This is a genomic window from Bacillus sp. AY2-1, assembly GCF_008368965.1.
Classification (GTDB): domain Bacteria; phylum Bacillota; class Bacilli; order Bacillales; family Bacillaceae_G; genus Bacillus_A; species Bacillus_A thuringiensis_S.
The window spans coordinates 24,126-47,773 of sequence record NZ_QPEL01000123.1 but is presented as its reverse complement, the minus strand read 5'-3'; the positions used below and the strand labels follow the sequence as shown (position 1 = coordinate 47,773).

Sequence of the window (23,648 nt, the reverse complement as noted above, 5' to 3'; positions counted from 1 at the left end):
GTTTATCACATGGAACATCCAGTTGGAAAAAATAGAATTGAAAATTTGTCTAAAAATATGCACTATTTCTGTGAAATATATTCTGAGCACTTAGATCCCAAATTATTTGTAAAATTTCTAAATAATCAAATATCATTAGAGGAATTTTATAACTCAAATAATGCTTTAAAGCTACACATTAAAAATAGTTCACAAACCTATTTTAAAATGATTAGGTAATGAAGAACTGGAGAGTAGGAGGAAAATAAAATGAGGGTTTTAGGATTGGGTGGATCTTTACATGATTTTTCAGCATGTTTAGTTGATAATAGTGAAATTAAGGTTGCTGTAGAAGAGGAAAGGTTAGTACGGGTTAAATATGCATATAAGCTAGGTGAACGTGTTTCGAGGTGTAAGGCTGCAAAATATTGTTTAGATTCGGAAGGAATTTCTATTGATGATGTAGATTTAATAGTGGCAAATGATTATCTAACACCTGGTTATTACCTTAAATATAGAAAAAAAGTTAAGTTAATTAGTCATCATCTTAGTCATGCAGCTAGTGTATTTTATCCATCGAAATTTGAAAAATCAGCTATTTTAGTTTTAGATGGTGGAGGGAGCCAAATAAATAGTAAGAATCAAATATTTGGAGAAACAATAACATATTATTTAGGAGAAGGATCTCAGATTTCTACTTTAAAGGATATTAAAGGCGAAGTAGTAGGTGAGGATTATGAACAGGTTTATACAAATTCATTAGGATTTTTTTATGGAATAGTTACTAATAGCATAGGATTTAACTCACAGGGTTATATTGAACCTGGTAAAACAATGGGCTTAGCTCCTTATGGTACGGACAAATATGTGAAGGAATTTTATAAATTCTATAATTGTGATATAAATGGGAATTTCAATCAAAGCTTAGAGCAACAGAGAGAAATGGAACAGTACATAAATCACGTATTGGAAAATATGAAAACGCTTAAGAGATTGGAGCAAGCAAAAGCTGATTTTGCTTTTGCAGTTCAATATCATACTGAGGATATTGTAATTAAACTTTGCAATTATTTATATGAAAAAACTCAAATAAAAAACTTATGTATTTCTGGAGGTGTAGCTTTAAATAGTGTTGTAAACTATAAAGTTTTAGAGAATACTCCTTTTGAAAATGTATTTGTAATGCCTGCAACAGGTGATACCGGTACTGGAATTGGAGCGGCCCTTTATGGGTATTATGCTTTAGGAGGAAAGCATAGGAATCCCTCTAAAACAGATTTTTCTCCGTACTTAGGAAAGGAATACACTGAAATAGAAATAAAACAGTCTCTAGAACAATATAAAGAATCAATAATAGTATCAGAACCAAAAAATTTGCATAAAACGGTTGCTAAATTAATTAGTGATAAAAATATTATAGGGTGGTTTCAGGGGAAATCAGAAGTAGGTCCAAGAGCATTAGGAAATCGTAGTATATTAGCAGATCCTAGATATAATGATATGAAGGACCTTATAAATACAAGAATTAAGCATAGAGAACCGTTTCGACCATTTGCACCTGCTGTTTTAGAAGAAGAACAAGATAAATATTTTTCTATGAAAGAAAGTTCTTACTATATGTTGTTTGTTCCGAAAATCCATAATTCTAAACAAAAGGATGTACCTTCAATTACTCATATTGATGGGACTGGAAGAATGCAAACAGTATCAAAGGATATGAATCTGAATTTTCATAAATTAATTTCTGAGTTTAAAAATTTAACAGGTATTCCAATTCTTTTGAATACTTCATTTAATGATAATGGAGAACCGATAGTTGAATCACCAAATGATGCTATTAAATGCTTTTTAAATATAGATTTGGATTATTTAGTAATCGGAAAGTATTTAATTCAAAAAAATAAAAATTAGGAGAGAATGCCGTGTGCATATAAAAGAATACGAACTAAGTAGTTATGGGCGACTAGTGACATATACTAAATCTTCGATGACTGAATTACTAGAAATATACCATAATACTATTATAAAAGTGAATTTAATACGGCAGAATACAGATCTGCCTATACTAAAAGTATTTAATACAAAATTACCTGATTATTTCCTAGTTAGAGAAGCAACTTTAGAAAGTGAAGAAACAGGCGAAATATTCTTATATGCCATTTCTATTGTATTTATAGAAAAGTTTCAAAAAGAAGTTATGGAAGATTTGATAAAAGGGGTTGAGCCAATCGGAAAAATTTTAGATAAGTATAAGCTAGATACCAGTAGGAAAATTGAAAATGTAAATATATATCAAGAAGAGGGGATGGCTAAACATCTTCAAATAGGGTGTGAAGACAAAATTTTAGGGAAAACCTATACTATTAACAGTGAAAAAGAACCACTGTTTCTAATTTCTGAATTTTTCCCTTTAAAAAAACTAATTGAATAGGAGAAAATAATGGGTAAAAAAAAGTTGCCAATAGAAAAACCACCAGTTTATGGATATCAATTTTACGCCTATCCATTAGCCATTATCTTAAATCACGAAGAAGCGTATCCATGGTTCTATAGTAATTACATTCAAGTAGCATTTGATAAGGAATTTAAATCACCGGTACCATTTTGTTTTTATATGTATGATCATACTATTTGTCCATGGTTAAAAGTACAGAAGCTACAAAGAGATTTAATTAAATTTACAAATCAGGACATAATAGATTTTGTAATAAAGTCCCTGAATGAAAATTATTATGTGTATTTGAATGTAGATGAATATTATATTCCGGATAGACGTACCTATAAAAAGAGACATTTTTCTCATGATATATTAGTATATGGTTATGACATAAATTCAGAGACGTTTGATGTATTAGGGTTTAATAAGAATGTTTCTTTTAAGAGTTCAAAAGTAAGTTTTTCTGAATTTAGAAAATCCTATTTATACCTAGAGAATATAGAGAATGAATGTAATCAAGTTTACTTATATAAGTTTAATCCAGAAGGAGAATATGAATTTAATAAAAAATTAGTGATTGAATCTTTGGAAGATTATCTTCATTCGAGAAATACTTCTGAGAAGTTTAGTATGTTATTGGAACCCTGGGAAAGATTTTATGGTATGGAATCTTATAAGCAACTTTATAATTACTTCGAAGCATTAATCCAGGGAGAGGTATATATAGATATAAGAAATACACATATTTTGTGGGAGCATAAAAAGGTTATGGCCTCCCGGATTAACTTTATGTTAGAAAATCAAATAATAGAAACGAAAATATATCAAGATGCAAAGAAAATTGAAGATCGAGCATTAATTATACGCAATATGTTTGTTAAATATAGCTTAGTAAAAGATAATGATATTATTTTGAAAATTGTAGATAGGCTAGAAGAATTAAAAAATGATGAGGAAAAATTGATAAAAGATTTGATTAATGCATTAAAAATATAGATAAATTTCATTATTTCATTAGGTAGCTTCTTGGGCATGAATCCGATATTGTATCGGACTCATGCCTTTTAGTTTTGCCTTAATTCTTTTATGATTATAGTACGCTATGTACTTTGTTAGTTCGTGTTTAAAGTGGTCTATATTTTTAAATTCTTTTCGGTATAGAAATTCAGACTTCATGATTCCAAAGAGATTTTCAATTACTGCGTTATCGTAACAGCTGATGCATCCATATCAAAATTAAAATTGGTTATTAAATATTTAGGCATTAATTTATGAAATACAGTAGAATTTGAAGGTGCTTCAGCTCTTATGTGCAGTTGAGATAACTAACTCAATTGGGAAATCAATAACACAGCTGTAATTACAACTATACTCCATTTTTTGAATAGATTTTGGCTCGTTTCTAGGATTCACATCGTTAAATAATCCATCAATTTTCTGAAAATAGATAAATCAGAAATTCATTAATAAGAATATTTGTAATTAATAAATGATTAACTTGAATTCATTTTACATACCTTCACAAATGTAATTAGCCGTACATAAGGATATTGTAGTAGATAGGATAAGGGTATAACCAGTGTTATATTACGCTATAAGAGTGATTATGAATATTCATTTTTTAGTTTTTTACATTTATTCAATAATTATTTATTATTTTCATACCCTAAAATCTACAAAGATATCAGAGTGTTAGGAAACCTAAAGGGTTTATCTAAGCACTCTTGTTTGTTTATTGGTGATTCAGGAGTTATATAGATTGGTTTAGTGGATACGTAATATAATGTCGAATACTTTTTCACTTGCATTACCATCACTTGAGTGGTAAAGTGATAGTAAGATGAACGCTAGGAAGTGATGAAACATGCGTGATAATACGATAGGATCATTAATATGGTTACGTTTAATACGATTTACGAACCAAAGTAATCAAATGTCAAATGAGTTTTTAAAACGTTTTGATTTAACGACAGCTCAATTTGATGTGCTTTTGCAAATACGTACGTATCAACCACTAACACAAATGGAGTTAGCTGAAAAGGTAACTGTTACACAAGGTGGCATTTCTCGAATGTTAACTCGTCTTGAAAAAGAAGGATATATTGTACGAAAACAAGATTGGAAAACGAAAACAATTAGTCTTACAGAGCAAGGAGAAGCAGCTTTAGAGAGAGCATTGCCAGAGCAACTTGCATTTCAATCTTCGTTTTTTGATGATGTATTAAATGAAGAAGAGCAGAAAATATTATACGAGCTGATGACGAAAGTTCATAAGCATAGCGAAAAAAAAGAATTACCGCAAGAGTAATTTTTTTTACATCATCAATTGACTAATCAAGTGATGAGATAGGTAATACGGAGATATACTTGACTTACCAACGTTTTTAGAAGAAAAACTAATACTACTTTATTAAAGGGGAGAGTAACTATGGAAAAATACCGTATAGATACAAGAAAAGGAATTGAGTTTGGGTTATATTCAATTGGCGATCATGTATTAAATCCACATAATGGGGAGAAAGTTACGCCAGAAAAAAGAATTCACGAACTAATTGAAACAGCTAAGTTAGCAGATGAGGCAGGGCTTGATGTGTTTGCTGTAGGTGAAAGTCATCAAACGCATTTTACAACGCAAGCTCATACAGTTATTTTAGGTGCGGTCGCGCAAGCTACGAAAAATATAAAAATTGCAAGTTCCGCAACGATATTAAGTACATCTGACCCAGTTCGAGTATATGAGGATTTCGCTACCATTGACTTGATTTCTAATGGTCGTGCTGAAATCGTAGCTGGTCGTGGATCTCGTATTGGAGGATATAGTTTACTTGGTTATGACGTGAATGATTATGAAGAATTATTTGAAGAGAAGATGGATCTTTTATTAAAAATTAATAACGAGGAACATGTAACATGGAATGGACAGTTCAGAGCACCGCTCGCACATGCATCGGTTATTCCAAGAGCGAAAAATAATAACTTACCAATTTGGCGTGCAGTTGGAGGTCCACCAGCTAGTGCAATTAAAGCAGGACGTGCAGGTGTGCCAATGATGATAACAACACTTGGTGGTCCAGCAATTAACTTTAAAGTGTCAGTAGATGCTTACCGCGAGGCTGCTCAGCAAAGTGGATTTGATCCAGCTAGTTTACCAGTTGCGACAACGAGTTTATTTTATACGGCAAAAAATTCACAAGATGCACTTAGTGAATATTATCCTCACATTAATGCTGGTATGCTTACACTGCGCGGTGGTGGGTATCCGAAACAGCAATTTACAAATGCAATAGATTACCGTGATGCTTTAATGGTTGGTAGCCCACAACAAATCATTGAGAAAATGCTTTACCAATATGAATTGTTTGGCCAACAACGCTTTATGGCACAAATTGATTTTGGCGGTGTACCATTTGATAAAATTGAGAAAAATATTGAATTAATTGCTACTGAAATATTACCAGCCGTTAGAAAACATACAGCAAAACAAATAAAAAAGCTGAGAGTCTAATTGACTATCAGCTTTTTTATTTGTTATGGAAAAATGACAAAAGAATGAACTTTTAGTCGAGGAAGAGGGAAGCTATTTTCTATTTTTGAATAACATTATTTCGAGTTTGAATTTTGGAAATATATTTTTCTCTTGACAAAAAATAAGCATTTATCGAGGGTGGTTGTGAGGACATTTTTTCGGGTGAAAGTCAAGTGTATGAAGAAAAAACGATTGTTTTATAGATATAAAAGTAAGCCGTATATTGAAAAAACATATTTTGCTAATGAGGAAAATATGATTCAAAAAAATGACAAAAGACATATTTCAGACAAAATGATGTCAATAATACGTCAAAAATAACCTGAATTTACTATGCAGGTATATTATACAATTCGATTAACGAATAAAACACTACAGAAATAGTGAAAAGGTAAAAATTAGCATTGAAATAGTTTGAAAAACTGAAACTTCGTATTTTTCGACAATACATACAAAATGTTTTTGTCTTTTCGTATTTCTTAATAATTGAGTTTGATAAGATTGCTCAATTAACTTTGATTATAAAAACTATGAAGGAAGTGATTTTAGTATGGAAACGCTCGAATTGGCACGAATACAGTTCGCATCAACAACGATTTTCCATTACTTTTTTGTTCCGCTGTCAATTGGTTTAGCTTTTATTATTGCGATAATGCAAACGTTGTATGTGGTAAAAGGGCAAGAAGTATATAAGAAGATGGCAAAGTTTTGGACGCAATTATTCCTTATTAACTTTGCAGTAGGTGTAGTAACAGGTATTTTACAAGAATTTCAGTTTGGTATGAACTGGTCAACGTATTCACGTTTTGTAGGTGATGTATTTGGTCCCTCACTTGCAATTGAAGGATTACTGGCATTTTTCATTGAGTCTACATTCCTAGGTTTATGGGTATTCGGTGAGGATAAATTACCGAAGCGAATTCACTTAATGTGTATTTGGCTCCTTTCAATTGGAACGATGTTATCAGCATTCTGGATTTTAACTGCAAGTGCATTTATGCAGTCACCTGTCGGGTATGAAATGGCAGCTGATGGTCGTGCACAAATGAATGATTTCTTAGCCATTATTCAAAACCCACAACTATGGGTGCAATTCCCGCATACAATTACAGCAGCAATTGCAACAGGTGCATTCTTTATTGCGGGTGTAAGTGCATGGAAAATTACAAAAGGACAAGAAACTGTAGTATTTAAAAAATCTTTCCGAATTTCTATCATTGTTGGAACAATTACAACGGCGCTTGTATTATTCTTCGGTCATGCACAAGCGCAACAATTAATTAAGACACATCCAATGAAGATGGCGGCAGCTGAAGCACTATGGAATACAAGTGAGGATCCAGCGCCATTTACAGTATTTTCGAAAATTGATACAGAGAAGAAAGAAAATTCGTTTGAAATTCAAATCCCTTATATGCTAAGTCTATTATCGTATGATAAGTTTAGCGGTCAAGTTGAAGGGATGAATCAAATTCAAAAACAATATGAAGAAAAATATGGACCTGGGGATTATATTCCTCCAGTGCATACAATGTTTTGGAGTTTTAGAGCGATGGTAATGAGTGGAACATTCATGCTTCTTCTAGGAGCTTACGGATGGTTCTTATCAAGAAAAGATCGTTTAGCTGAAAAAACGTGGTATTTAAAATTAATGGTGTATGCAATTTCTCTTCCATTCATCGGTAATACAGTAGGGTGGATTATGACTGAAATGGGTCGTCAACCTTGGGTTGTATTTGGTGTAATGAAAACAGAAGATGCTGTATCACCAAATGTAACATTCGGTGAAGTATTATTCTCACTTATTTCATTCACATCAATGTATTTAATTATGGGTGGAATTTGTGTGTACTTATTTGTTCGTACCATTAAGGGCCACACGAATAAGAAAACGAAAAAGGATTATCAAAGCCATGATCCATTTGATAAGGAGGAAGAGTATGTTATCTCTTAATGAGTTATGGTTTTTAGTTATTGCAATCTTATTTGTTGGATTCTTCGTACTGGAAGGTTTCGACTTTGGGGTAGGAATGGTTTCGAGGTTTTTAGGAAAGAATGATTTTGAAAAACGAGTTTACTTAAATACAATAGGACCGTTCTGGCACGCGAATGAAGTATGGCTTGTTTGTGCTGGTGGAGCCATGTTTGCGGCATTTCCGCACTGGTATGCAACTTTATTTAGTGGTTTTTATATTCCGTTTGTATTTATGCTTCTTGCTTTAATTTTAAGAGGTGTTTCCTTTAAATTTCGTGCGAAAATAGATAATCATAAATGGAAGAGTGCGTGGGATTGGGGGATGTTTATTGGAAGTATGTTACCTCCTATCCTTTGGGGAGTTGCGATTGCAAACTTTATGGTAGGTGTACCTATTGATGAGAGTAAAAATGTTGTAGGTGGATTCCTGCAATTACTTCATCCATTTGCGTTACTTGGGGGAGTAATGTTTCTCCTACTATGTATTGTTCACGGATTACAATTTCTTACGATACGTACAACTGGTAAATTGAGAGAACGTGCACGAATTGCTGCAATAAAAATTGCACCATTTTCATTAATTACACTTCTTGTTTTTGCTGGTGTGGGGTTATGGAAAACCGACATTTTCACTGCTCATGGAACAGAATGGATTATGGTACCAATCGGAGCTTTTGTAGCACTATTAGTGTCCACTTTATTAAATAAAAGAAGAAGAGATGGTTGGGCTTTCTTTATGACGAGTTTAACAATCATTTTACTAAGTGCGAGTGTATTTATCGGTATGTTCCCACGTGTTATGATTAGCTCTTTAGGAGCAATGAATGATTTGACAATTTACAACGCAGCATCAGGAGCTTATGCATTAAAACTTATGACTTACTTTGCGATTGCTATTTTGCCTTTCGTTATCGGAAGTCAAATATGGAGTTATTATGTATTTAGACAACCTGTTAAGTCAGACAACGATTTGGAGTACTAATGAAAAGAAAAAGAGGACTTCCGTCTTATCCCGGTAGCCGTATTTTATATGTAGCGTTAACGATTATTAGTATTTTAGAAGCTTTTAGTATTATTGCGCAAACAATCTTTTTAGCACGAGCTATTACGTTTTTATTTCATGGAGAGACAGTACAAACAATATTAAGTGAAATTGTTTATTTTGGTATCGCGTTTGCAGCGCGTAACATAGTAGTTCGAACATCACAAATATTAGTGGAACGTTTTGCCGAAAAAACAGGGTCGTTACTAAGAAAACAATTGATAGAGGCATATTTCACATTAGGTCCAAGGTATGTTCAAACGGTTGGAACTGGTCATCTGGTTACCTTATCAATTGAGGGGATTGAGAAATTTAAAACATATATTGAATTAACGATTCCTAAAATGATTAGAAGCAGTATCGTTCCAGGTCTAATTGTACTATATGTTTTTACGCTAGATATTGAGTCTGGAATCATTTTAGTTGTAACGATTCCTATCGTGATCATATTTATGATTCTTCTCGGATTAGCAGCGCAAAAAATGGCAGATAGTCAGTATGAGATATATCGTGTACTTTCGAACCATTTTGTAGATACGTTAAAAGGTTTAGAAACATTAAAGTATTTAGGGAAAAGTGAACAGCACGAAGGAAAGATTGAAAAAGTAAGTAAAAGATATAGAAAAGCAACGATGCGTACTTTGCGAGTTGCTTTTCTTTCTTCTTTTGCATTAGATTTCTTTACGAGTTTATCAATCGCGTTTGTGGCAGTTGGATTAGGGATACGCTTAATAGATGGAACGATTATACTATTACCAGCCCTTACAATTTTGATTTTAGCTCCGGAATATTTTCTGCCGATTAAACAAGTGGGAGCAAATTATCATGCGACATTAGATGGACAAATTGCGATGGAGCAAATAGAAGAGATTTTGCAACAACAAAAAGGAATAGAAAAGAAAGATTTAAATGAAGATATAGTATGGAATGCCTCTAGTAGCTTGAAATTACAAGATATCAAAGTTAATAATACTGAATCTGAGAAGGCTATATTAGAAAGGATTAATGTTACTTGGGAAGGTAACGGTGCTATTGGTGTTATTGGTGAAAGTGGTGCGGGGAAATCGACGTTAATCGACGTATTAGCCGGGTTTTTATCTCCTTCGAGTGGAAAGATGTTAGTAAATGGTCTAGAAGTTGATGGATCTACTCGTGAAGATTGGCAAAAAAATATTGCTTACATTCCGCAGCAACCTTATATTTTTCCGCTTTCATTAAAGGATAACATTCGTTTTTATGAAACAAATGCAACAGATGAAGAAGTTGAAAGAGTTATTAATGAAGTCGGCCTTCGTTCACTCGTTACATCACTTCCAAATGGGATGCACGAAAGAATTGGAGAAGGTGGACGTATGCTAAGTGGCGGACAAGAACAGCGTGTTGCTATGGCGCGTGCACTTTTAAGTAAAAAACCAATCATTTTATTAGATGAGCCTACGGCACATCTTGATATTGAAACCGAATTTGAAATAAAGCAAGCGATGTTACGTCTATTTAATGGAAAATTAGTATTTTTAGCAACCCACCGTCTACATTGGATGAAACAAATGGACCATATCCTTATTTTAAATAAAGGGGAAATGAAAGAAAGTGGGACGTATGAAGAACTTTTAGAGAATGAGACATTACATTTTCATAGGGAAGAGAGGGGAGAGAAATGAGCAACTGGGTTAAACCTTATATAAAACAAAATAAAGGTAGAATGACTTTAACTATTTTCCTTGGTCTTCTTGGAGTTAGTTCAGGAGCGATGTTACTTTTTATTTCAGGTTATTTGATCTCAAAATCTGCCCTTAGACCAGAAAATGTAATGGCTGTATATGTTCCTATTGTTGCAACAAGAGCGTTTAGTATAGGGCAAGCTGTGTTTCATTATATAGAGCGCTTAGTCGGACATGATGTCGTACTACGTATATTAGAAAAAATGAGAACGAAACTATATAGAATAGTAGAACCACAGGCGTTATTTTTTCGTTCTCGATTTCAAACGGGTGATATGTTAGGAGTGTTATCCGAAGATATAGAGCATTTGCAAAACCTATATTTACGTACAATATTCCCTAGCATATTAGCGCTAGTTGTTTATAGTATCTTCGTACTTGTTATCGGTGCATTTGACCTTGTGTTTGCACTTATTGTAGGTTGTATGTTAGCTATTATCGTGTTTCTTCTTCCGTTTGTATCATTACTTTTAATGAAGAAACACCATGTTACTTTGAAGCAAGGTAGAAGCCGTTTGTATCAACAACTGACGGATGCTGTTTTTGGATTATCTGATTGGCAGGCGAGTGGTCGTAAAGGTGAATTTATTAATGAGTATGTAAAACAAAATGATCAGTTGTTAAAAATAGAAAAGAGAGTGAAACGCTGGTATCATATTCGGGACAGTATCATTCAATTAGTAGTAGGTATTGTAGTTATTTCGATGATTATATGGACTGGGAATGAAGCGGCAAGCGAACAAATTGCTCCAACCGTAATCGCAGCTTTCGTATTAATGACTTTATCTGTAACGAACGCGCTTATTCCTATTGCAGATGCCATCGATCGAATCCCGTCGTATGTAGAATCTACTCATCGTCTTAATCGCGTAGAAAGTGATAGTGTTTTACATGATGAAATGGATTTGCAGGAGGAGAAAGATTACATTGAACCAAAACATGTAGATATTGAACTGAATCACGTATCGTATAGTTATCCAGATAGTAACGAGATTGTATTAAAAGACGTATCATTACAAATAAAAGCAGGGAAGAAAATTGCTATTTTAGGCAGGAGTGGGACAGGGAAATCTACTTTACTAAAATTATTAACAGGTGCGTTAAGCCCAGTAAATGGCAAAGTTGTATTGAATGGTAAACGAGCTCATACGAATCTTTTATCTAAATATATTTCTGTATTAAATCAAAAGCCACATTTGTTTGATACGACAATTGGAAATAATGTGAGAATCGGCAAACCAGAGGCGACGGATGAAGAGATATGGAAAGCTTTAGAGAAGGCACAATTAGCTTCACATATTACTTCTCTTCCAGCCGGATTACAAACAAAAATGCATGAAATGGGAAAACGGTTTTCTGGTGGGGAAAGACAAAGGGTTGCTTTTGCTAGAACTCTTATGCAAGAAACACCAATTATTGTACTTGATGAACCGACTATCGGTTTAGATCCAAAAACAGAATTGTCTTTAATTGAAACAATGTTTTCTGCAACGGAAGAAAAGACGGTTATTTGGATTACGCACCATCTTGTAGGAATAGAACATGTAGACGAAGTAATATTCCTTGATCGTGGCCAAATTGTCATGCAAGGTAGCCATAAACAACTTCTGAAAGAAAATGAAAAGTATCGTAAACTTTATGAGTTAGATAAAGGAATATGATTTGAATAAGCAATAATTGTAAAAATAGCTACGCCTAATGGTGGAGCTATTTTTTTGTTAGATTGCAGGTGTATATGATTGTTACGAATTAAAAATGAATTTCATATTATACATATAATGGAGGGGATGTACATGAAGGAGCAATTTAAAATCATTGTTTTAAGTGATGAATTATCAGGGGATAGGATTCGAAATACGTTAGACAAAAATAAATGTAAAACAATAGTTCATGTTGTAGACGTTTCAAATGTTGTTCGTATAGAAAGTTCTTTTCAATATATAGTCATTTGGAGAGGGGACGCAGAAAAACTTACAAATGACTTGATAAATAGGGGCGTACAAAGTTCAAAAATTATTAATTTAACAAAATACATGTATGAATGGAAGGATAAATTAATTTCTATCTATCAAATAAATCCGGATCTTATGTCTTTATACATTTCTATAAAAAAAGCAAAGAGTGATCCGACGTATGAATTGTTTGCTACCGGTTTGTCTTATCCACATTGTGGCATAAGTACGGAGCTCCTCTCAAAAAAGTCAATAAAATTAACACTTCCATCTCAAGATCTATACTATGATTATTTAATAGCGTCACAACTTCTATCAAACACTCATTCATTTCAATATTGTTTAATAGGAATAGCTTATTTCTCGTTTTACTTTGATATGTCGTTATCATCTGAATCATATAGAATTCACAAAGTATATTATCCATTGTTTCAAGATGGTCATCATACTGTAGTTTATTCTCCTTTACCCACGGATGGATTCTTACATCTAAATACTCCGAAACCACTTTTTTCTATTTTTAATTTGCATTTTGAATATATTTTATTAGACGAACTAAAAGATGAATCATTGATACTGCCTTGGATAAATGCTGAGTGGAATACCACTCCTCTTCACATTCCTTTTGAAGAACACGGGAAAATAAGAGCAGCTTCACACGCTAAATTGGCGTATCCTCATACTTTAGTTGAAAATAAAATGATTTTTAAGAAATATTTAGAATTACTATTAAAAAACGATATAAAGCCATTAATTGTTGTATTCCCTGTTACTTCACATTATTTCAATTGTAGTAGTAAGAAATTAAAAGAAGATTTTTATAAAGTTATAAATGAGTTTCAAACTCAATATTCTTTTCAAATCATAGATCTATTTGATTCGCCATTATTTTGTGAGGATGATTTTTATGATAGTGATCATATGAATAAAAAAGGTGCAAATAAAATGTCCGCGTTATTAAATATGTTTATTCAGGAACGAAAAGTATGATATTTTGTTTCATGTTTGCATAAAAGTATATAGGCTCCATACAGTTAAAGTAATGTGATTTTTGTGTCGCGTATATAAATAATATGCGAAGAGGTGAGAGAGTTAAAATGAGAAATCGTATTGAAAGAATTGAAGAGGTCGTAGAGCAACTTCCGTTGGTAAGTGTGTTAATTCCTACGTATAATCGTCCTCGCTACTTTGAAAAGGCGTTATGTAGTGTGTTAGAACAAACGTACCCTAATATAGAAATTATAGTTGGAGATGACAGCACGAATGACGAAACAGAAAAGGTGTTACAAAAATATTTATGTGATCATTTAAATATTATTTATATAAAAAACAGATCAACTCTCGGACAATTTGAAAATGCGCTAATGTTATTTCATGAAGCGAACGGTGAGTATATAAATTTTTTAATGGATGATGATATATTTCATGTGAATAAAATTGAAAAGATGATGAAGTATTTTTTCAATGATCTAGATAATGAAATTAAGCTAGTAACATCTCATCGTCAAGTAATTGATGATAAAGGGAAAGAACTACGACATATTTATTCAACTGTCCGTTTATTTGAAGAGGATACGATTATAGAGGGAATAGAATTAGGAAATAAGGTAATTGTGGATCAAAAAAATTATATTGGAGAACCAACAACAGTTTTATTTCGTAAAAATGAGTTACAAGAACCGTATGGGATTTTTGATAAGAGGCGGTATTTATGTAATGTAGATATAGCTTCATGGTTATCTTTATTAAGTGAAGGAAAAGCAGTATATATAGCAGAGACACTTAGTTACTTTCGATTACATCCAGATCAACAGTTAAATGAATCTAATAAAATGATGGATGGGTTAGAAGATTTTTCACACAGTATTATAGCGGGAGAAAAATATGGTTTCTTATCCAACGAAAAAGATTTAGACAAAGCGATAACTAATTTTCTAGATTATGCAAGAAGGATAGTTCCATCATCGATATTATATACATTAGACTATTACCAAAAAATTAGAGGAAAGAAAATAAATATAGAAAAGAAAAAACAGCATATAAATAATAATTCTTCTTTACCGAAAGTAAGTATACTTATTCCTGCATACAATAGACCTTATTACTTGGAATTAGCGCTCAACAGTGCTCTGAATCAAACATATGAAAATATAGAAATTATTATTTCTGACGACAGTACAAATAATGAAGTCAATGTTATGATTCAACCGTACTTACGTGAATATGAGTGTATTACATATGTTAAAAATGAAACGCCATTAGTTGCTGAAAACTTTAATAAGTGTATAGAACTTGCGAATGGGGATTATATAAACTTTTTATTAGATGATGACTTATTTCATCATGAAAAGATCGAGAGAATGATGAAATACTTTTTGGCATTAGAAAACATTTCATTTGTGACGTCATATCGTGAACTGATTGATGAGAATGGAGAGATATTACCACCTTCAACATTGAATATGAAAATCGCGAAAGAAACAACACTTTTTGAAGGAAAAGAATTAGGGAATTATATGTTAAAAAACTTAAAAAATATAGTTGGTGAGCCGACAACTGTTTTGTTTAATCGGGATTTGTTTGAAGGTAAGTTTGGGTATTTTAAAGGAAAGGCTTATTCTGCTATTAATGATATTGCAACTTGGATAGATATGATGAGAAAAGGAAAAGTAGTTTATATACAAGAACCTCTTAGTTATTTTAGACAACATAGTGGACAAAATCAAAAACAAATGCATTTTATGTTAATGACAATTGAAGAGTGGATTGAATTAATTATAGATGCATATAATAGTGGATTTTTAAGTTCTGAAAGTGAGTATAAAGAGAGTTTATCTTATTGTTTAGAAAATGCGGGATTTATAGTTAAGGATGCAGTAAGAAACGGCGAAATAGATCAAATTTATAATGAAAAGATAAAAAAAGGGTTACACAAATTAGTTGCTCACATGTTTGAGAAAGAATTCTGTTATTGTCAATATTGCAATCAACAATTTGAAAAATTTTCACCTTGGCCAGCACATTATGATTTTCCGAAATATAAATTTGAGATGTGGAATAAAGATACAGGGATATGTCCAGTTTGTAATTCGATGGATCGTGAAAGATTGTATCGTACATACATTGAAACGGAAACAGACTTGTTAAATAGAAACTATACTATGCTTCATATTGCACCTGAAGCGAAGTTAAGAGATTGGTTTAACGAGTATAAAAATATTACGTACGTATGTGGTGACTTAGAACCAAAGGATCCATTAATGAAGGAAATTGATGTTACAAGGATTACATATGATAGTAATACCTTTGATGTAATATTATGTAGCCATGTGTTAGAACACGTTCCTGATGATGACAAAGCAATGCGAGAGTTATATAGAGTGTTAAAGCCAAATGGATGGGGAATTATTCAAGTACCAATCGTAATGAATGTAGATTTTATTGTAGAGAATGAATTAATTGTAACACCACAATTGAGGAAATTAGCTTTTGGTCAAGAAGATCATGTGAGAATTTATAATCAATCGGGATTTATTCAACGATTAATGAATGCAGGATTTAAGGTGGAATTATATAACATAGCGGAAAAACAAGGAATGAAAAGTGCTAGGAAATTTGGATTATCTGAAACAGATATGCTCTATATTGTCCGAAAATGATAGGAAGGAATAGATAGATATGGAGAATATTCCTTTTTTACGTGCTTCAACTGTACCTGTAATTGAGTATTTGGACGAATTGAAGGAAATTGATACATCTCACATATATACGAATTATGGACCTATAAATCAACGTTTTGAGGAAACAATTATGTCGGTATTTTTTCAAAACAGGGGAGCTGTTACAACAGTAGCAAACGCAACGTTAGGGTTAATGGCGGCTATTCAACTAAAGAAAAGAAGAAAGGGAAAGTATGCTCTCATGCCTAGCTTTACATTCCCTGCGACTGCCTTAGCCGCTATTTGGTGTGGATTGGAACCTTACTTTATTGATATTTCAATAGATGATTGGTATATGGATAAAACGGTACTTTTGGATAAGATAGAAGAATTAAAAGAAGAGGTTGCGATTGTTGTCCCGTACGCCACTTTTGGATCATGGATGAACTTAGAAGAATATGAAGAATTAGAGAAGAAGGGGATTCCGGTTGTCGTAGATGCGGCACCGGGATTTGGATTAATGAATAGAGGGATGCATTACGGTCAAGATTTTAGTGGAATGATCGTATATAGCTTTCATGCAACAAAGCCGTTCGGAATTGGTGAAGGAGGGCTCATATATAGTAAAAACGAAGAAGATATACAACGTATTAAAAGAATGGGGAATTTCGGATTTGATAAAAATCGTGAATGCACGATGATGGGGTTTAATTGTAAAATGTCTGAATACGCAGCAGCTATTGGGATTGCGACTATAAAAAAGTGGGATCAAAAATTAAAAGAACGCACCCGTATTTCTGAATGGTATAAACAGTTGTTACAAAATACTGGGTTAATGAAAAAAGGGTGGAAAGTCCAAAAGACAGAAGCAGTTATTCACCAATTTATGCCTATCATTTGTCCAGAAGAAGTTCGCAACATACAAGTAATAGAAGAACTGAAAAAACAGAAAATAGAAGCTAGATTATACTTTTCACCATCTTGCCACCAACAAGTTCTTTTTAAAAACTATAAGTCTACAGATTTAACAAAAACGAATAAAATAGCTAAACGAATCGTAAGTTTACCTTTATGGGAAGGAATGACGAAAGAACTAGTAGAGCAAATTGTAATCTGTTTAGAGCAGAAGGTGGTGTTGGTAGATGAATAGTTTTTATAGTCAAGAAGAACTAAAGAAAATTGGGTTTTTATCTGTTGGGAAAAATGTATTGATTAGTAAAAAAGCAAGTATATATAATCCGGGTGCTATATCAATTGGTAATCATGTAAGAATTGATGATTTTTGCATTTTAAGTGGCAAAATCACAATTGGAAGTTATTCGCACATATCAGCGTATACAGCGTTATATGGAGGGGAAGTTGGGATTGAAATGCATGATTTTGCAAACATCTCAGCTAAAACAATTGTATATGCAGTACTTGATGATTTCAGTGGAAATACATTAATGGGGCCAACCGTCCCGAATCAATATAGGGATGTGAAAGCAGAAAAAGTTATTTTAAAAAAACATGTGATTATTGGTGCTAATTCTATTGTTTTTCCAAATGTAACTGTAGGAGAAGGTACGGCAGTCGGCGCGATGAGTATGGTAAAAGAGAGTTTAGATGATTGGTATATTTACGCTGGAGTTCCCGTAAGGAAAGTAAAACCTCGTCAAAAAAAGATGCTAGAGTTAGAAATTGATTTTTTAAAAAGCATTCATTCTTAACAAAAAAGAATGAATGCTTTTTATTTTTATCCCGCTATTTGCCGGTAAAGATTCGACTGGTGAGGGCTAATTAAAGTTTCACTTTATGATAGAGCAGAGTGTATCTTAACTTATTATGTTTTAAATTTTGCTGACCAAGGCAATACTGAGCCATAGTGAATGTAAAGTTGGAGGGCGAGCGTATATGTTTGATGAGGATGGGATTGTATTAATTATGGAACCAGCTGATGAAAGAAACTTGAGGAGATTTATTTTTTCAGTGCCAAAGTCAGTGTATGAAAAGAAGGGGCTTACATTACACTATGGAACAGCTATAGGACAAGGATATATGGATATAATTGAAGATATTATAAGCGTACATATAGAAATAGATGTTGTAACGATAATAGGGCATGTAAGAGGATAAATAGCTATTTGAAAAAGGTTATAAACAATTTAGCTAGAAGTTATGTATAGAGAAAACTACAGACAATTATAAAGACGAAGGGAGTCTAAAATGAAAATAAAATCAATTTTATTAGTATTTATAGTTTCAATTGGTTTAATGGGATGTTCAATAGTGGAGGAAGGAAAGAACTCGATAGATTATGCTCAAAAGGCGACAGACTATGTAAATGAAATAAGTGCATTTGCAAATGATGCACCAGCATTAGCAGAAAAGGCCGTTAATGATAGTGAGGCTCGAAAAGAATTAGAAACGAAGCTTAGTGAAATTAAACAAGATATACCCGCATTCAATGAATTAACGCCACCTGATGTAGCAAAGGATCTTCATCAACAAATCGTCGGATATAACGAAAAGTTAAATACGTTAATTGATACGGCGATGACAAAGATAGAAGAAGGGAAAGTGGATGTAGAGCAATTTAAAAACTCAGAGCTTATGCAGACGGTAGATCAAGTTCGAGATTTGAAAGATAAGGTGCAAAATTTAGGTCAATAGTAAAAAGCTCCGTTTGTGATAAACGGAGCTTTTTACTATTGGATACAATAAACGGTTAGATAAGGTGCAAAATTTAGGTCAATAGTAAAAAGCTCCGTTAACGGAGCTTTTTACTATTGGATACAATAAACGATTACACCAAAGATAATAATCATGTTACCGATGAGTTTACGTTTCGTTATTTTTTCCCCTAGGAAATACCAACCGAAAATTAATATGATGATATAACTTAAGGATTCTAATGCTGATGCTTGTTTTAATTCCATGCCCTTCATGGCGATTACATTTAATCCAGCGTTAAGTACAAATAAAGAGTAGCCGATAATAACATAAGGATTCACATATTCTTTTATTCTAGAATCGTATTGTTGTAAAGTAGCTTTTTTTAATAATATTTGTGAGTAATTAGCTAAAATTATCCCGAAAATAAATAATAACATATAACTATTCATCTTTTGTCACCACCACAATTCCGACGATAATAATAGCTGCACCAAGTAAATGATTCCACTGAATCGTATCTCCAAATAGAAATACTGACCAAAGCATTGACCATAGTATAATAATCCCGCGATGTGAATATGCTTTTGAAATTTCGAAATGTTTAATTACTTGTTGCCATAAAATTGCATATCCGAATAAAAGTACAACTAGTCCGAAATAAGCAATAAAAAATGAGATTGAAGCAATTGGAAATTGAGCTGCCCATTTCATGTAAACCATAATGATAGAATATATCAAAAAAGCTACATGTAAAAATACATAATTTTTAATAGTTGGTTTCATTTATTCACTCTCTTTTGCATATAAATATATATTTATACCTAATTTTTCTAATGATAGATATTGGAACGTATTTTGTTTAATCTTTCACATTCCAAAGTATATAGTATCATGGCTTTTATTGTAAAACAATAGAAGCCATGCATTCATTTTTTCCAAGGTTCTACAATATGTATCGTTTTATTTGTTGCATCTAACTCTACTTGAACACCGATAGGCATGGTAATCATTGGATGTGTATGACAACAATCGAAGTCGGCTAGAAAAGGAATTCTTTGATTTTGAAGTACTTCTAATAGTATTTCAAAAGGTTTTCGATTTGTACCACAATCATCAAATTGCTCATGTTTTCCAAGAATGATACCTGAAATTTTATCGAATACACCGTTAATTTTAAGGAATGAAAAGCTTCTTTCGATAGTAGCTGCATCTTTTGAACTGTCCTCAATAAAGAGAATATCGCCCTCTTGAATATGTGGCATATAGGGGCTACCAAAAATTCCTTGTATCGTGTTTAAATTCCCGCCAATAATACGCCCAGTAGCTTTTCCATCAATTACTGAAATCCAATTGTTTGGTCGAAGTTCTTTCTCCTTCGTCTTTTTTTCCCAATTAATAAATTCATCTGACCAAAATAATGGTTGTTTTATATGATAAGGAAGAGATTGATCATGTAGTAAAGTTTCTGCAAAATATTTGTATGTGCAATTAACAAAAGGTTCAAATTCGCCAAAGGAAGGGACGAGAGCTGGCCCATAAAATGTAGGAATTCCTGTTTTAACATAAATTCCTAGTAATAAAGCAGTTGCATCTGAATATCCAATCATTATTTTAGGGTTATTTAGAAAAGCATCATAATCAATATAAGGTAATAGTGAATTTGAATTCATCCCACCAATTGTTGACATAATACAAGAAATATTAGGATTTCTTATCAAGGCATTTAGTTCCTCAGCGCGCTCTTGTATACTACCAGAACGATAAAAATCATATCGACCTGTTAATGAACCTTCTAATATATGAAACCCTTTCTGTTGTAAGTAAGATTTTGCTCGTTCAAATCTTTTTAGAGAAGTGTAAGTTACTGGTGAAGAAGGGGAATAGATCCCAATTGTGTCTCCGTATTGCAATGATTTTGGAAGTAGCATTTGAATGAATCCCTTCTATTAAATAGTTTATCCCGCTATTTGCTGTGCAGTAAGATCCCCACCTCAAAATTCAGTGAAAGCGAAGAAGTTAGGTGGGGGGCGGGCTGCCCGTAAAAGCCCGATTGGTGGGGCTGATTAAAGTTTCCTTTATTTACGAGAATTTATTATTGAATATTCTTACGTTTCAATATTGTAAGTTTACCATAAATAAATTAAAATAATCATTGCTGTATATGAATAAACATACCTTTTTGCCTTGACTGTATAAAGGAATTGTTGTTAAGGTTAAATGTGAGTGTATAAAAGGTTTGCTAAAGGAGTTTTGAAATGAATCGGTTAAAATGGGGAAGGATGACAGTCCTATTAGTCATTATTTTAGGGGTATGTTGGTTCTTATTCCAAGGAAATCAAAAGAGCGTAGCAAATGTAGAGGGACAACCTTTGCAAGTGGCAGAACTACCTAAAGCAGGATTTTCTGAAAAAGTAGTCCCGCCAAAGTACATCCCACCAGAAATTAATGCAAAAGCAGCTATGATTATCGATGCGAGTGATGGAGATATTATTTATCAATATAATGAAAATGAAGCTTTTGCACCGGCTAGTATGTCTAAGATGATGACAGCGTATCTCCTACTAGAGAGTATACATAACGGGAAAGTTCGCTGGGAAGATCCAGTTAAAATGAGTGCGAAGGCGGCACAAACAGAGGGAGCGAGAATCCCAGTACAAGTTAATGACACATTAACTGTTAAAGATTTATATCATGCATTAATGATTGAGTCAGCTAATAATTCAGCTGTGGCTTTAGCAGAACATATGGCAAAATCGGAGAAAGATTTCGTTCAGCTTATGGATGCAAAAGCGAAACAGTTAAAAATGTCGGAACATGCTAAATTTGCAAATGCTTCTGGATTACAAGAGCCAGATGGAAGTGAAACAAAAATGACGGCTGCTGATGTAGCACAATTGGCGTATCATCTTATAAAAGATTACCCGGAAATATTAGAAGTGACTCACTTACGCCAAAGTCAGCTAGCATTTAATAATATTAATGTTATAAGCACAAACGACATGTTAAACAAAAATAATAAAAGTTTATATATAGAAGGAATGGACGGACTAAAGACTGGATTTACAGATAGTGCAGGATACTGTTTTACTGGGACTGCCAAGCAAGGTGATAATCGAATTATTACAGTGGTCATGGGGACATCAAGTAAAACAAAACGTTTTACAGAGACGAATAAGTTAATGTCGTATGCATTTGGATTAGTTAATTAAGTAAGTAAAATACCAATCTAGATCGCTACATAAGTAAGACTGTTTGTTGTTACTAATTTTAGATAACAACAAACAGTCTTTTTATTTTAACTTTAAAAAGGGAAAAGATTCTAAATACAAGTGTTATCATTTGAGTTTATTTATTGCTGTGATATTATAAAGTTATAAGCTTATTAATAATAAGCTTGAGGGGCGTAATATGATGTATACATATGAAATAGCCTCAATTGAAAATTGGAGGGAATTATGATGGCAAAAGATTTTTACTCAGCAATTGAAGACAGAAGATCTATTTATGCAATTAGTAAAGAGCAAGTAGTTTCTGATGAGAAAATTCAAGAAGTGATTTATCATGCTGTAAAACATACACCTTCAGCTTTTAATTCTCAAAGTGCTCGTGTTGTTGTTTTATTAGGAGAACAACATGATAAATTATGGGATATTACGAAAGAAACGTTAAGAAAAATTGTACCTGAAAATAACTTTGCACCTACTGAAGAAAAAATGAATGCATTTAAAAGTGGTTATGGAACGGTTTTATATTTTGAAGACAGTGAAGTAGTGGAAGGCCTTCAAGCAAACTTTGCATTATATAAAGATAATTTCCCAACTTGGTCTCAGCAATCATCAGGAATGTTACAATTTGCAATTTGGACAGCTTTAGAAATTGAAGGGTTTGGTGCTACGTTACAGCATTACAATCCGCTAATTGATGAAGAAGTGAGAAAAGAGTGGGATGTTCCAGAAAATTGGAAACTCACTGCGCAAATGCCATTTGGTAAACCGGTAGTACAAGCTGGTGAAAAAGAATTCCAACCGTTAGAAAACCGTGTGAAAATTTATAAATAATTTGATAAAAGGTGAACAGGAATATAACCTGTTCGCCTTTTTTTATAAGTAATAAGGGTTTTTTTGTCCTTCATTTTTTATCTGATTTTTCAATTCATCTTTACGTGTTTCAACAACTGATACTTTTTGTAATGTTATCATTGAAACGAATTGAATAAAAGCATAGTACATCTCTATATTTTTTTGTATAGAATCATCTATTATATGTCTCACAAATATGCCTCCTCTTTTTATTAGGATATGTATATAATACTATGGTTATCCTATAAATTCTATAATTAGAAAAAGAGAACAATTGGTATAGTGTGTGCTTTCTTTAAAGGAGAAATGGTTTTTATAAAATAAATCTTACAATTCGTCAAATTATTTCAAAATTGTAGATAGTATAGAAAATTAGTTTTCTAAAAATATTATACTATTGATTAATAGAGTGATTTTTGTCATGATGAAAGTATACTTTATGTAAGGAGCTTTATAAGGAAATACATAATGTAGTTTGTATTAGGTTAATAGAATTTTTTATAGAAGATAGAAAAGGGATATTTTATATTGAGATATTAAATGAAATGTCGAATTTTTATGCGATATATAAGAAATTTGAAAAAATCATTGCAAAAACACTATGTTTAATGATAAAGTTCACA

22 protein-coding genes and 1 pseudogene are annotated in these 23,648 nt (G+C 32.6%); 18 read left to right on the top strand and 5 right to left on the bottom strand.

Annotated features, from left to right (window positions below):
* The 4 genes from DN403_RS31555 to DN403_RS23900 form a co-directional block, all read left to right on the top strand.
* On the top strand, nt 1-219 hold a 219-nt coding region (locus DN403_RS31555; protein ID WP_218948248.1), incomplete at its 5' end, for a hypothetical protein.
* A 30-nt stretch (nt 220-249) separates the two neighbouring features.
* Nucleotides 250-1,890: a carbamoyltransferase family protein gene (locus DN403_RS23910; RefSeq protein WP_149185817.1), complete on the top strand. Its 1,641-nt coding sequence runs from the start codon at nt 250-252 to the stop codon at nt 1,888-1,890.
* Between the two features lie 13 nt (nt 1,891-1,903).
* Complete coding sequence (locus tag DN403_RS23905) at nt 1,904-2,410, top strand: chorismate--pyruvate lyase family protein (RefSeq protein WP_000547679.1); 507 nt, start codon at nt 1,904-1,906, stop codon at nt 2,408-2,410.
* Nucleotides 2,411-2,419: 9 nt separating this feature from the next.
* Nucleotides 2,420-3,412, top strand: a complete 993-nt coding sequence (locus DN403_RS23900) for a cysteine peptidase family C39 domain-containing protein (protein ID WP_000516762.1) — start codon at nt 2,420-2,422, stop codon at nt 3,410-3,412.
* An 18-nt stretch (nt 3,413-3,430) separates the two neighbouring features.
* On the opposite strand, the pseudogene DN403_RS23895 reads toward DN403_RS23900, so the two are convergent.
* Nucleotides 3,431-3,634, bottom strand: a pseudogene (locus DN403_RS23895) (IS3 family transposase); the annotation flags it as partial.
* 646 nt (nt 3,635-4,280) lie between these two features.
* Between DN403_RS23895 and DN403_RS23885 the strand changes: the two are divergent.
* From DN403_RS23885 to DN403_RS23830, 12 genes are all read left to right on the top strand, one after another.
* Complete coding sequence (locus DN403_RS23885; protein WP_001205523.1) at nt 4,281-4,724, top strand: MarR family winged helix-turn-helix transcriptional regulator; 444 nt, start codon at nt 4,281-4,283, stop codon at nt 4,722-4,724.
* 120 nt (nt 4,725-4,844) lie between these two features.
* Entirely contained in the window at nt 4,845-5,921 is a 1,077-nt protein-coding gene (locus tag DN403_RS23880; protein WP_000417554.1) for an LLM class flavin-dependent oxidoreductase, read from the top strand.
* A 571-nt stretch (nt 5,922-6,492) separates the two neighbouring features.
* Entirely contained in the window at nt 6,493-7,896 is a 1,404-nt protein-coding gene (gene cydA, locus DN403_RS23875) for a cytochrome ubiquinol oxidase subunit I (protein WP_000448870.1), read from the top strand.
* Nucleotides 7,883-8,899 carry a cytochrome d ubiquinol oxidase subunit II gene (gene cydB, locus DN403_RS23870; RefSeq protein ID WP_000950083.1) on the top strand — a complete coding sequence of 339 codons (1,017 nt, stop codon included), beginning with the start codon at nt 7,883-7,885 and terminating at the stop codon, nt 8,897-8,899. The genes cydA and cydB overlap by 14 nt, the downstream gene beginning before the upstream one ends.
* Entirely contained in the window at nt 8,899-10,620 is a 1,722-nt protein-coding gene (cydD, locus tag DN403_RS23865) for a thiol reductant ABC exporter subunit CydD (protein WP_000824030.1), read from the top strand. The genes cydB and cydD overlap by 1 nt, the downstream gene beginning before the upstream one ends.
* Nucleotides 10,617-12,341, top strand: a complete 1,725-nt coding sequence (gene cydC / locus DN403_RS23860) for a thiol reductant ABC exporter subunit CydC (protein ID WP_016077848.1) — start codon at nt 10,617-10,619, stop codon at nt 12,339-12,341. Before cydD ends, cydC begins: the two co-directional genes overlap by 4 nt.
* Nucleotides 12,342-12,473: 132 nt before the next feature.
* Entirely contained in the window at nt 12,474-13,622 is a 1,149-nt protein-coding gene (locus DN403_RS23855; protein WP_000662898.1) for a hypothetical protein, read from the top strand.
* A gap of 107 nt (nt 13,623-13,729) precedes the next feature.
* Nucleotides 13,730-16,291: a glycosyltransferase gene (locus DN403_RS23850; RefSeq protein ID WP_001245915.1), complete on the top strand. Its 2,562-nt coding sequence runs from the start codon at nt 13,730-13,732 to the stop codon at nt 16,289-16,291.
* A 19-nt stretch (nt 16,292-16,310) separates the two neighbouring features.
* Complete coding sequence (locus DN403_RS23845; RefSeq protein WP_000427951.1) at nt 16,311-17,441, top strand: DegT/DnrJ/EryC1/StrS aminotransferase family protein; 1,131 nt, start codon at nt 16,311-16,313, stop codon at nt 17,439-17,441.
* On the top strand, nt 17,434-18,000 hold the full coding sequence (locus DN403_RS23840; RefSeq protein ID WP_001084172.1) for an acyltransferase: 567 nt from the start codon (nt 17,434-17,436) through the stop codon (nt 17,998-18,000). Before DN403_RS23845 ends, DN403_RS23840 begins: the two co-directional genes overlap by 8 nt.
* 184 nt (nt 18,001-18,184) lie before the next feature.
* The gene (locus tag DN403_RS23835; protein WP_000459099.1) at nt 18,185-18,406 is read left to right on the top strand and encodes a hypothetical protein; all 222 of its coding nucleotides are present in this window, start codon (nt 18,185-18,187) and stop codon (nt 18,404-18,406) included.
* Nucleotides 18,407-18,496: 90 nt separating this feature from the next.
* Nucleotides 18,497-18,943, top strand: a complete 447-nt coding sequence (locus tag DN403_RS23830) for a DUF6376 family protein (protein WP_000695203.1) — start codon at nt 18,497-18,499, stop codon at nt 18,941-18,943.
* 113 nt (nt 18,944-19,056) lie between these two features.
* Here DN403_RS23830 and DN403_RS23825 read toward each other — a convergent pair whose 3' ends face one another.
* The 3 genes from DN403_RS23825 to DN403_RS23815 form a co-directional block, all read right to left on the bottom strand.
* Nucleotides 19,057-19,395 carry an EamA family transporter gene (locus tag DN403_RS23825; RefSeq protein WP_001089871.1) on the bottom strand — a complete coding sequence of 113 codons (339 nt, stop codon included), beginning with the start codon at nt 19,393-19,395 and terminating at the stop codon, nt 19,057-19,059.
* Nucleotides 19,388-19,729, bottom strand: coding sequence for an EamA family transporter (locus DN403_RS23820; protein WP_000805128.1), 342 nt, complete (start codon nt 19,727-19,729; stop codon nt 19,388-19,390). Before DN403_RS23820 ends, DN403_RS23825 begins: the two co-directional genes overlap by 8 nt.
* A gap of 143 nt (nt 19,730-19,872) precedes the next feature.
* Nucleotides 19,873-20,874, bottom strand: coding sequence for a S66 family peptidase (locus DN403_RS23815; RefSeq protein ID WP_000926336.1), 1,002 nt, complete (start codon nt 20,872-20,874; stop codon nt 19,873-19,875).
* Between the two features lie 327 nt (nt 20,875-21,201).
* Between DN403_RS23815 and DN403_RS23810 the strand changes: the two genes are divergently transcribed.
* Entirely contained in the window at nt 21,202-22,155 is a 954-nt protein-coding gene (locus tag DN403_RS23810) for a D-alanyl-D-alanine carboxypeptidase family protein (protein ID WP_001080883.1), read from the top strand.
* A 246-nt stretch (nt 22,156-22,401) separates the two neighbouring features.
* Nucleotides 22,402-23,004: a nitroreductase family protein gene (locus DN403_RS23805; protein WP_016077846.1), complete on the top strand. Its 603-nt coding sequence runs from the start codon at nt 22,402-22,404 to the stop codon at nt 23,002-23,004.
* Nucleotides 23,005-23,046: 42 nt separating this feature from the next.
* On the opposite strand, the gene DN403_RS23800 is transcribed toward DN403_RS23805, so the two are convergent.
* Complete coding sequence (locus tag DN403_RS23800; RefSeq protein WP_001215914.1) at nt 23,047-23,217, bottom strand: hypothetical protein; 171 nt, start codon at nt 23,215-23,217, stop codon at nt 23,047-23,049.
* Nucleotides 23,218-23,648: the final 431 nt, after the last annotated feature.

Coding starts and splice junctions, on each gene's coding strand:
- DN403_RS23910 (WP_149185817.1), top strand. CDS start 250: ATGAGGGTTTTAGGATTGGGTGGATCTTTACATGATTTTTCAGCATGT.
- DN403_RS23900 (WP_000516762.1), top strand. CDS start 2,420: ATGGGTAAAAAAAAGTTGCCAATAGAAAAACCACCAGTTTATGGATAT.
- DN403_RS23885 (WP_001205523.1), top strand. CDS start 4,281: ATGCGTGATAATACGATAGGATCATTAATATGGTTACGTTTAATACGA.
- DN403_RS23880 (WP_000417554.1), top strand. CDS start 4,845: ATGGAAAAATACCGTATAGATACAAGAAAAGGAATTGAGTTTGGGTTA.
- cydA (WP_000448870.1), top strand. CDS start 6,493: ATGGAAACGCTCGAATTGGCACGAATACAGTTCGCATCAACAACGATT.
- cydB (WP_000950083.1), top strand. CDS start 7,883: ATGTTATCTCTTAATGAGTTATGGTTTTTAGTTATTGCAATCTTATTT.
- cydD (WP_000824030.1), top strand. CDS start 8,899: ATGAAAAGAAAAAGAGGACTTCCGTCTTATCCCGGTAGCCGTATTTTA.
- cydC (WP_016077848.1), top strand. CDS start 10,617: ATGAGCAACTGGGTTAAACCTTATATAAAACAAAATAAAGGTAGAATG.
- DN403_RS23855 (WP_000662898.1), top strand. CDS start 12,474: ATGAAGGAGCAATTTAAAATCATTGTTTTAAGTGATGAATTATCAGGG.
- DN403_RS23850 (WP_001245915.1), top strand. CDS start 13,730: ATGAGAAATCGTATTGAAAGAATTGAAGAGGTCGTAGAGCAACTTCCG.
- DN403_RS23845 (WP_000427951.1), top strand. CDS start 16,311: ATGGAGAATATTCCTTTTTTACGTGCTTCAACTGTACCTGTAATTGAG.
- DN403_RS23840 (WP_001084172.1), top strand. CDS start 17,434: ATGAATAGTTTTTATAGTCAAGAAGAACTAAAGAAAATTGGGTTTTTA.
- DN403_RS23835 (WP_000459099.1), top strand. CDS start 18,185: ATGTTTGATGAGGATGGGATTGTATTAATTATGGAACCAGCTGATGAA.
- DN403_RS23830 (WP_000695203.1), top strand. CDS start 18,497: ATGAAAATAAAATCAATTTTATTAGTATTTATAGTTTCAATTGGTTTA.
- DN403_RS23825 (WP_001089871.1), bottom strand. CDS start 19,395: ATGAATAGTTATATGTTATTATTTATTTTCGGGATAATTTTAGCTAAT.
- DN403_RS23820 (WP_000805128.1), bottom strand. CDS start 19,729: ATGAAACCAACTATTAAAAATTATGTATTTTTACATGTAGCTTTTTTG.
- DN403_RS23815 (WP_000926336.1), bottom strand. CDS start 20,874: ATGCTACTTCCAAAATCATTGCAATACGGAGACACAATTGGGATCTAT.
- DN403_RS23810 (WP_001080883.1), top strand. CDS start 21,202: ATGAATCGGTTAAAATGGGGAAGGATGACAGTCCTATTAGTCATTATT.
- DN403_RS23805 (WP_016077846.1), top strand. CDS start 22,402: ATGATGGCAAAAGATTTTTACTCAGCAATTGAAGACAGAAGATCTATT.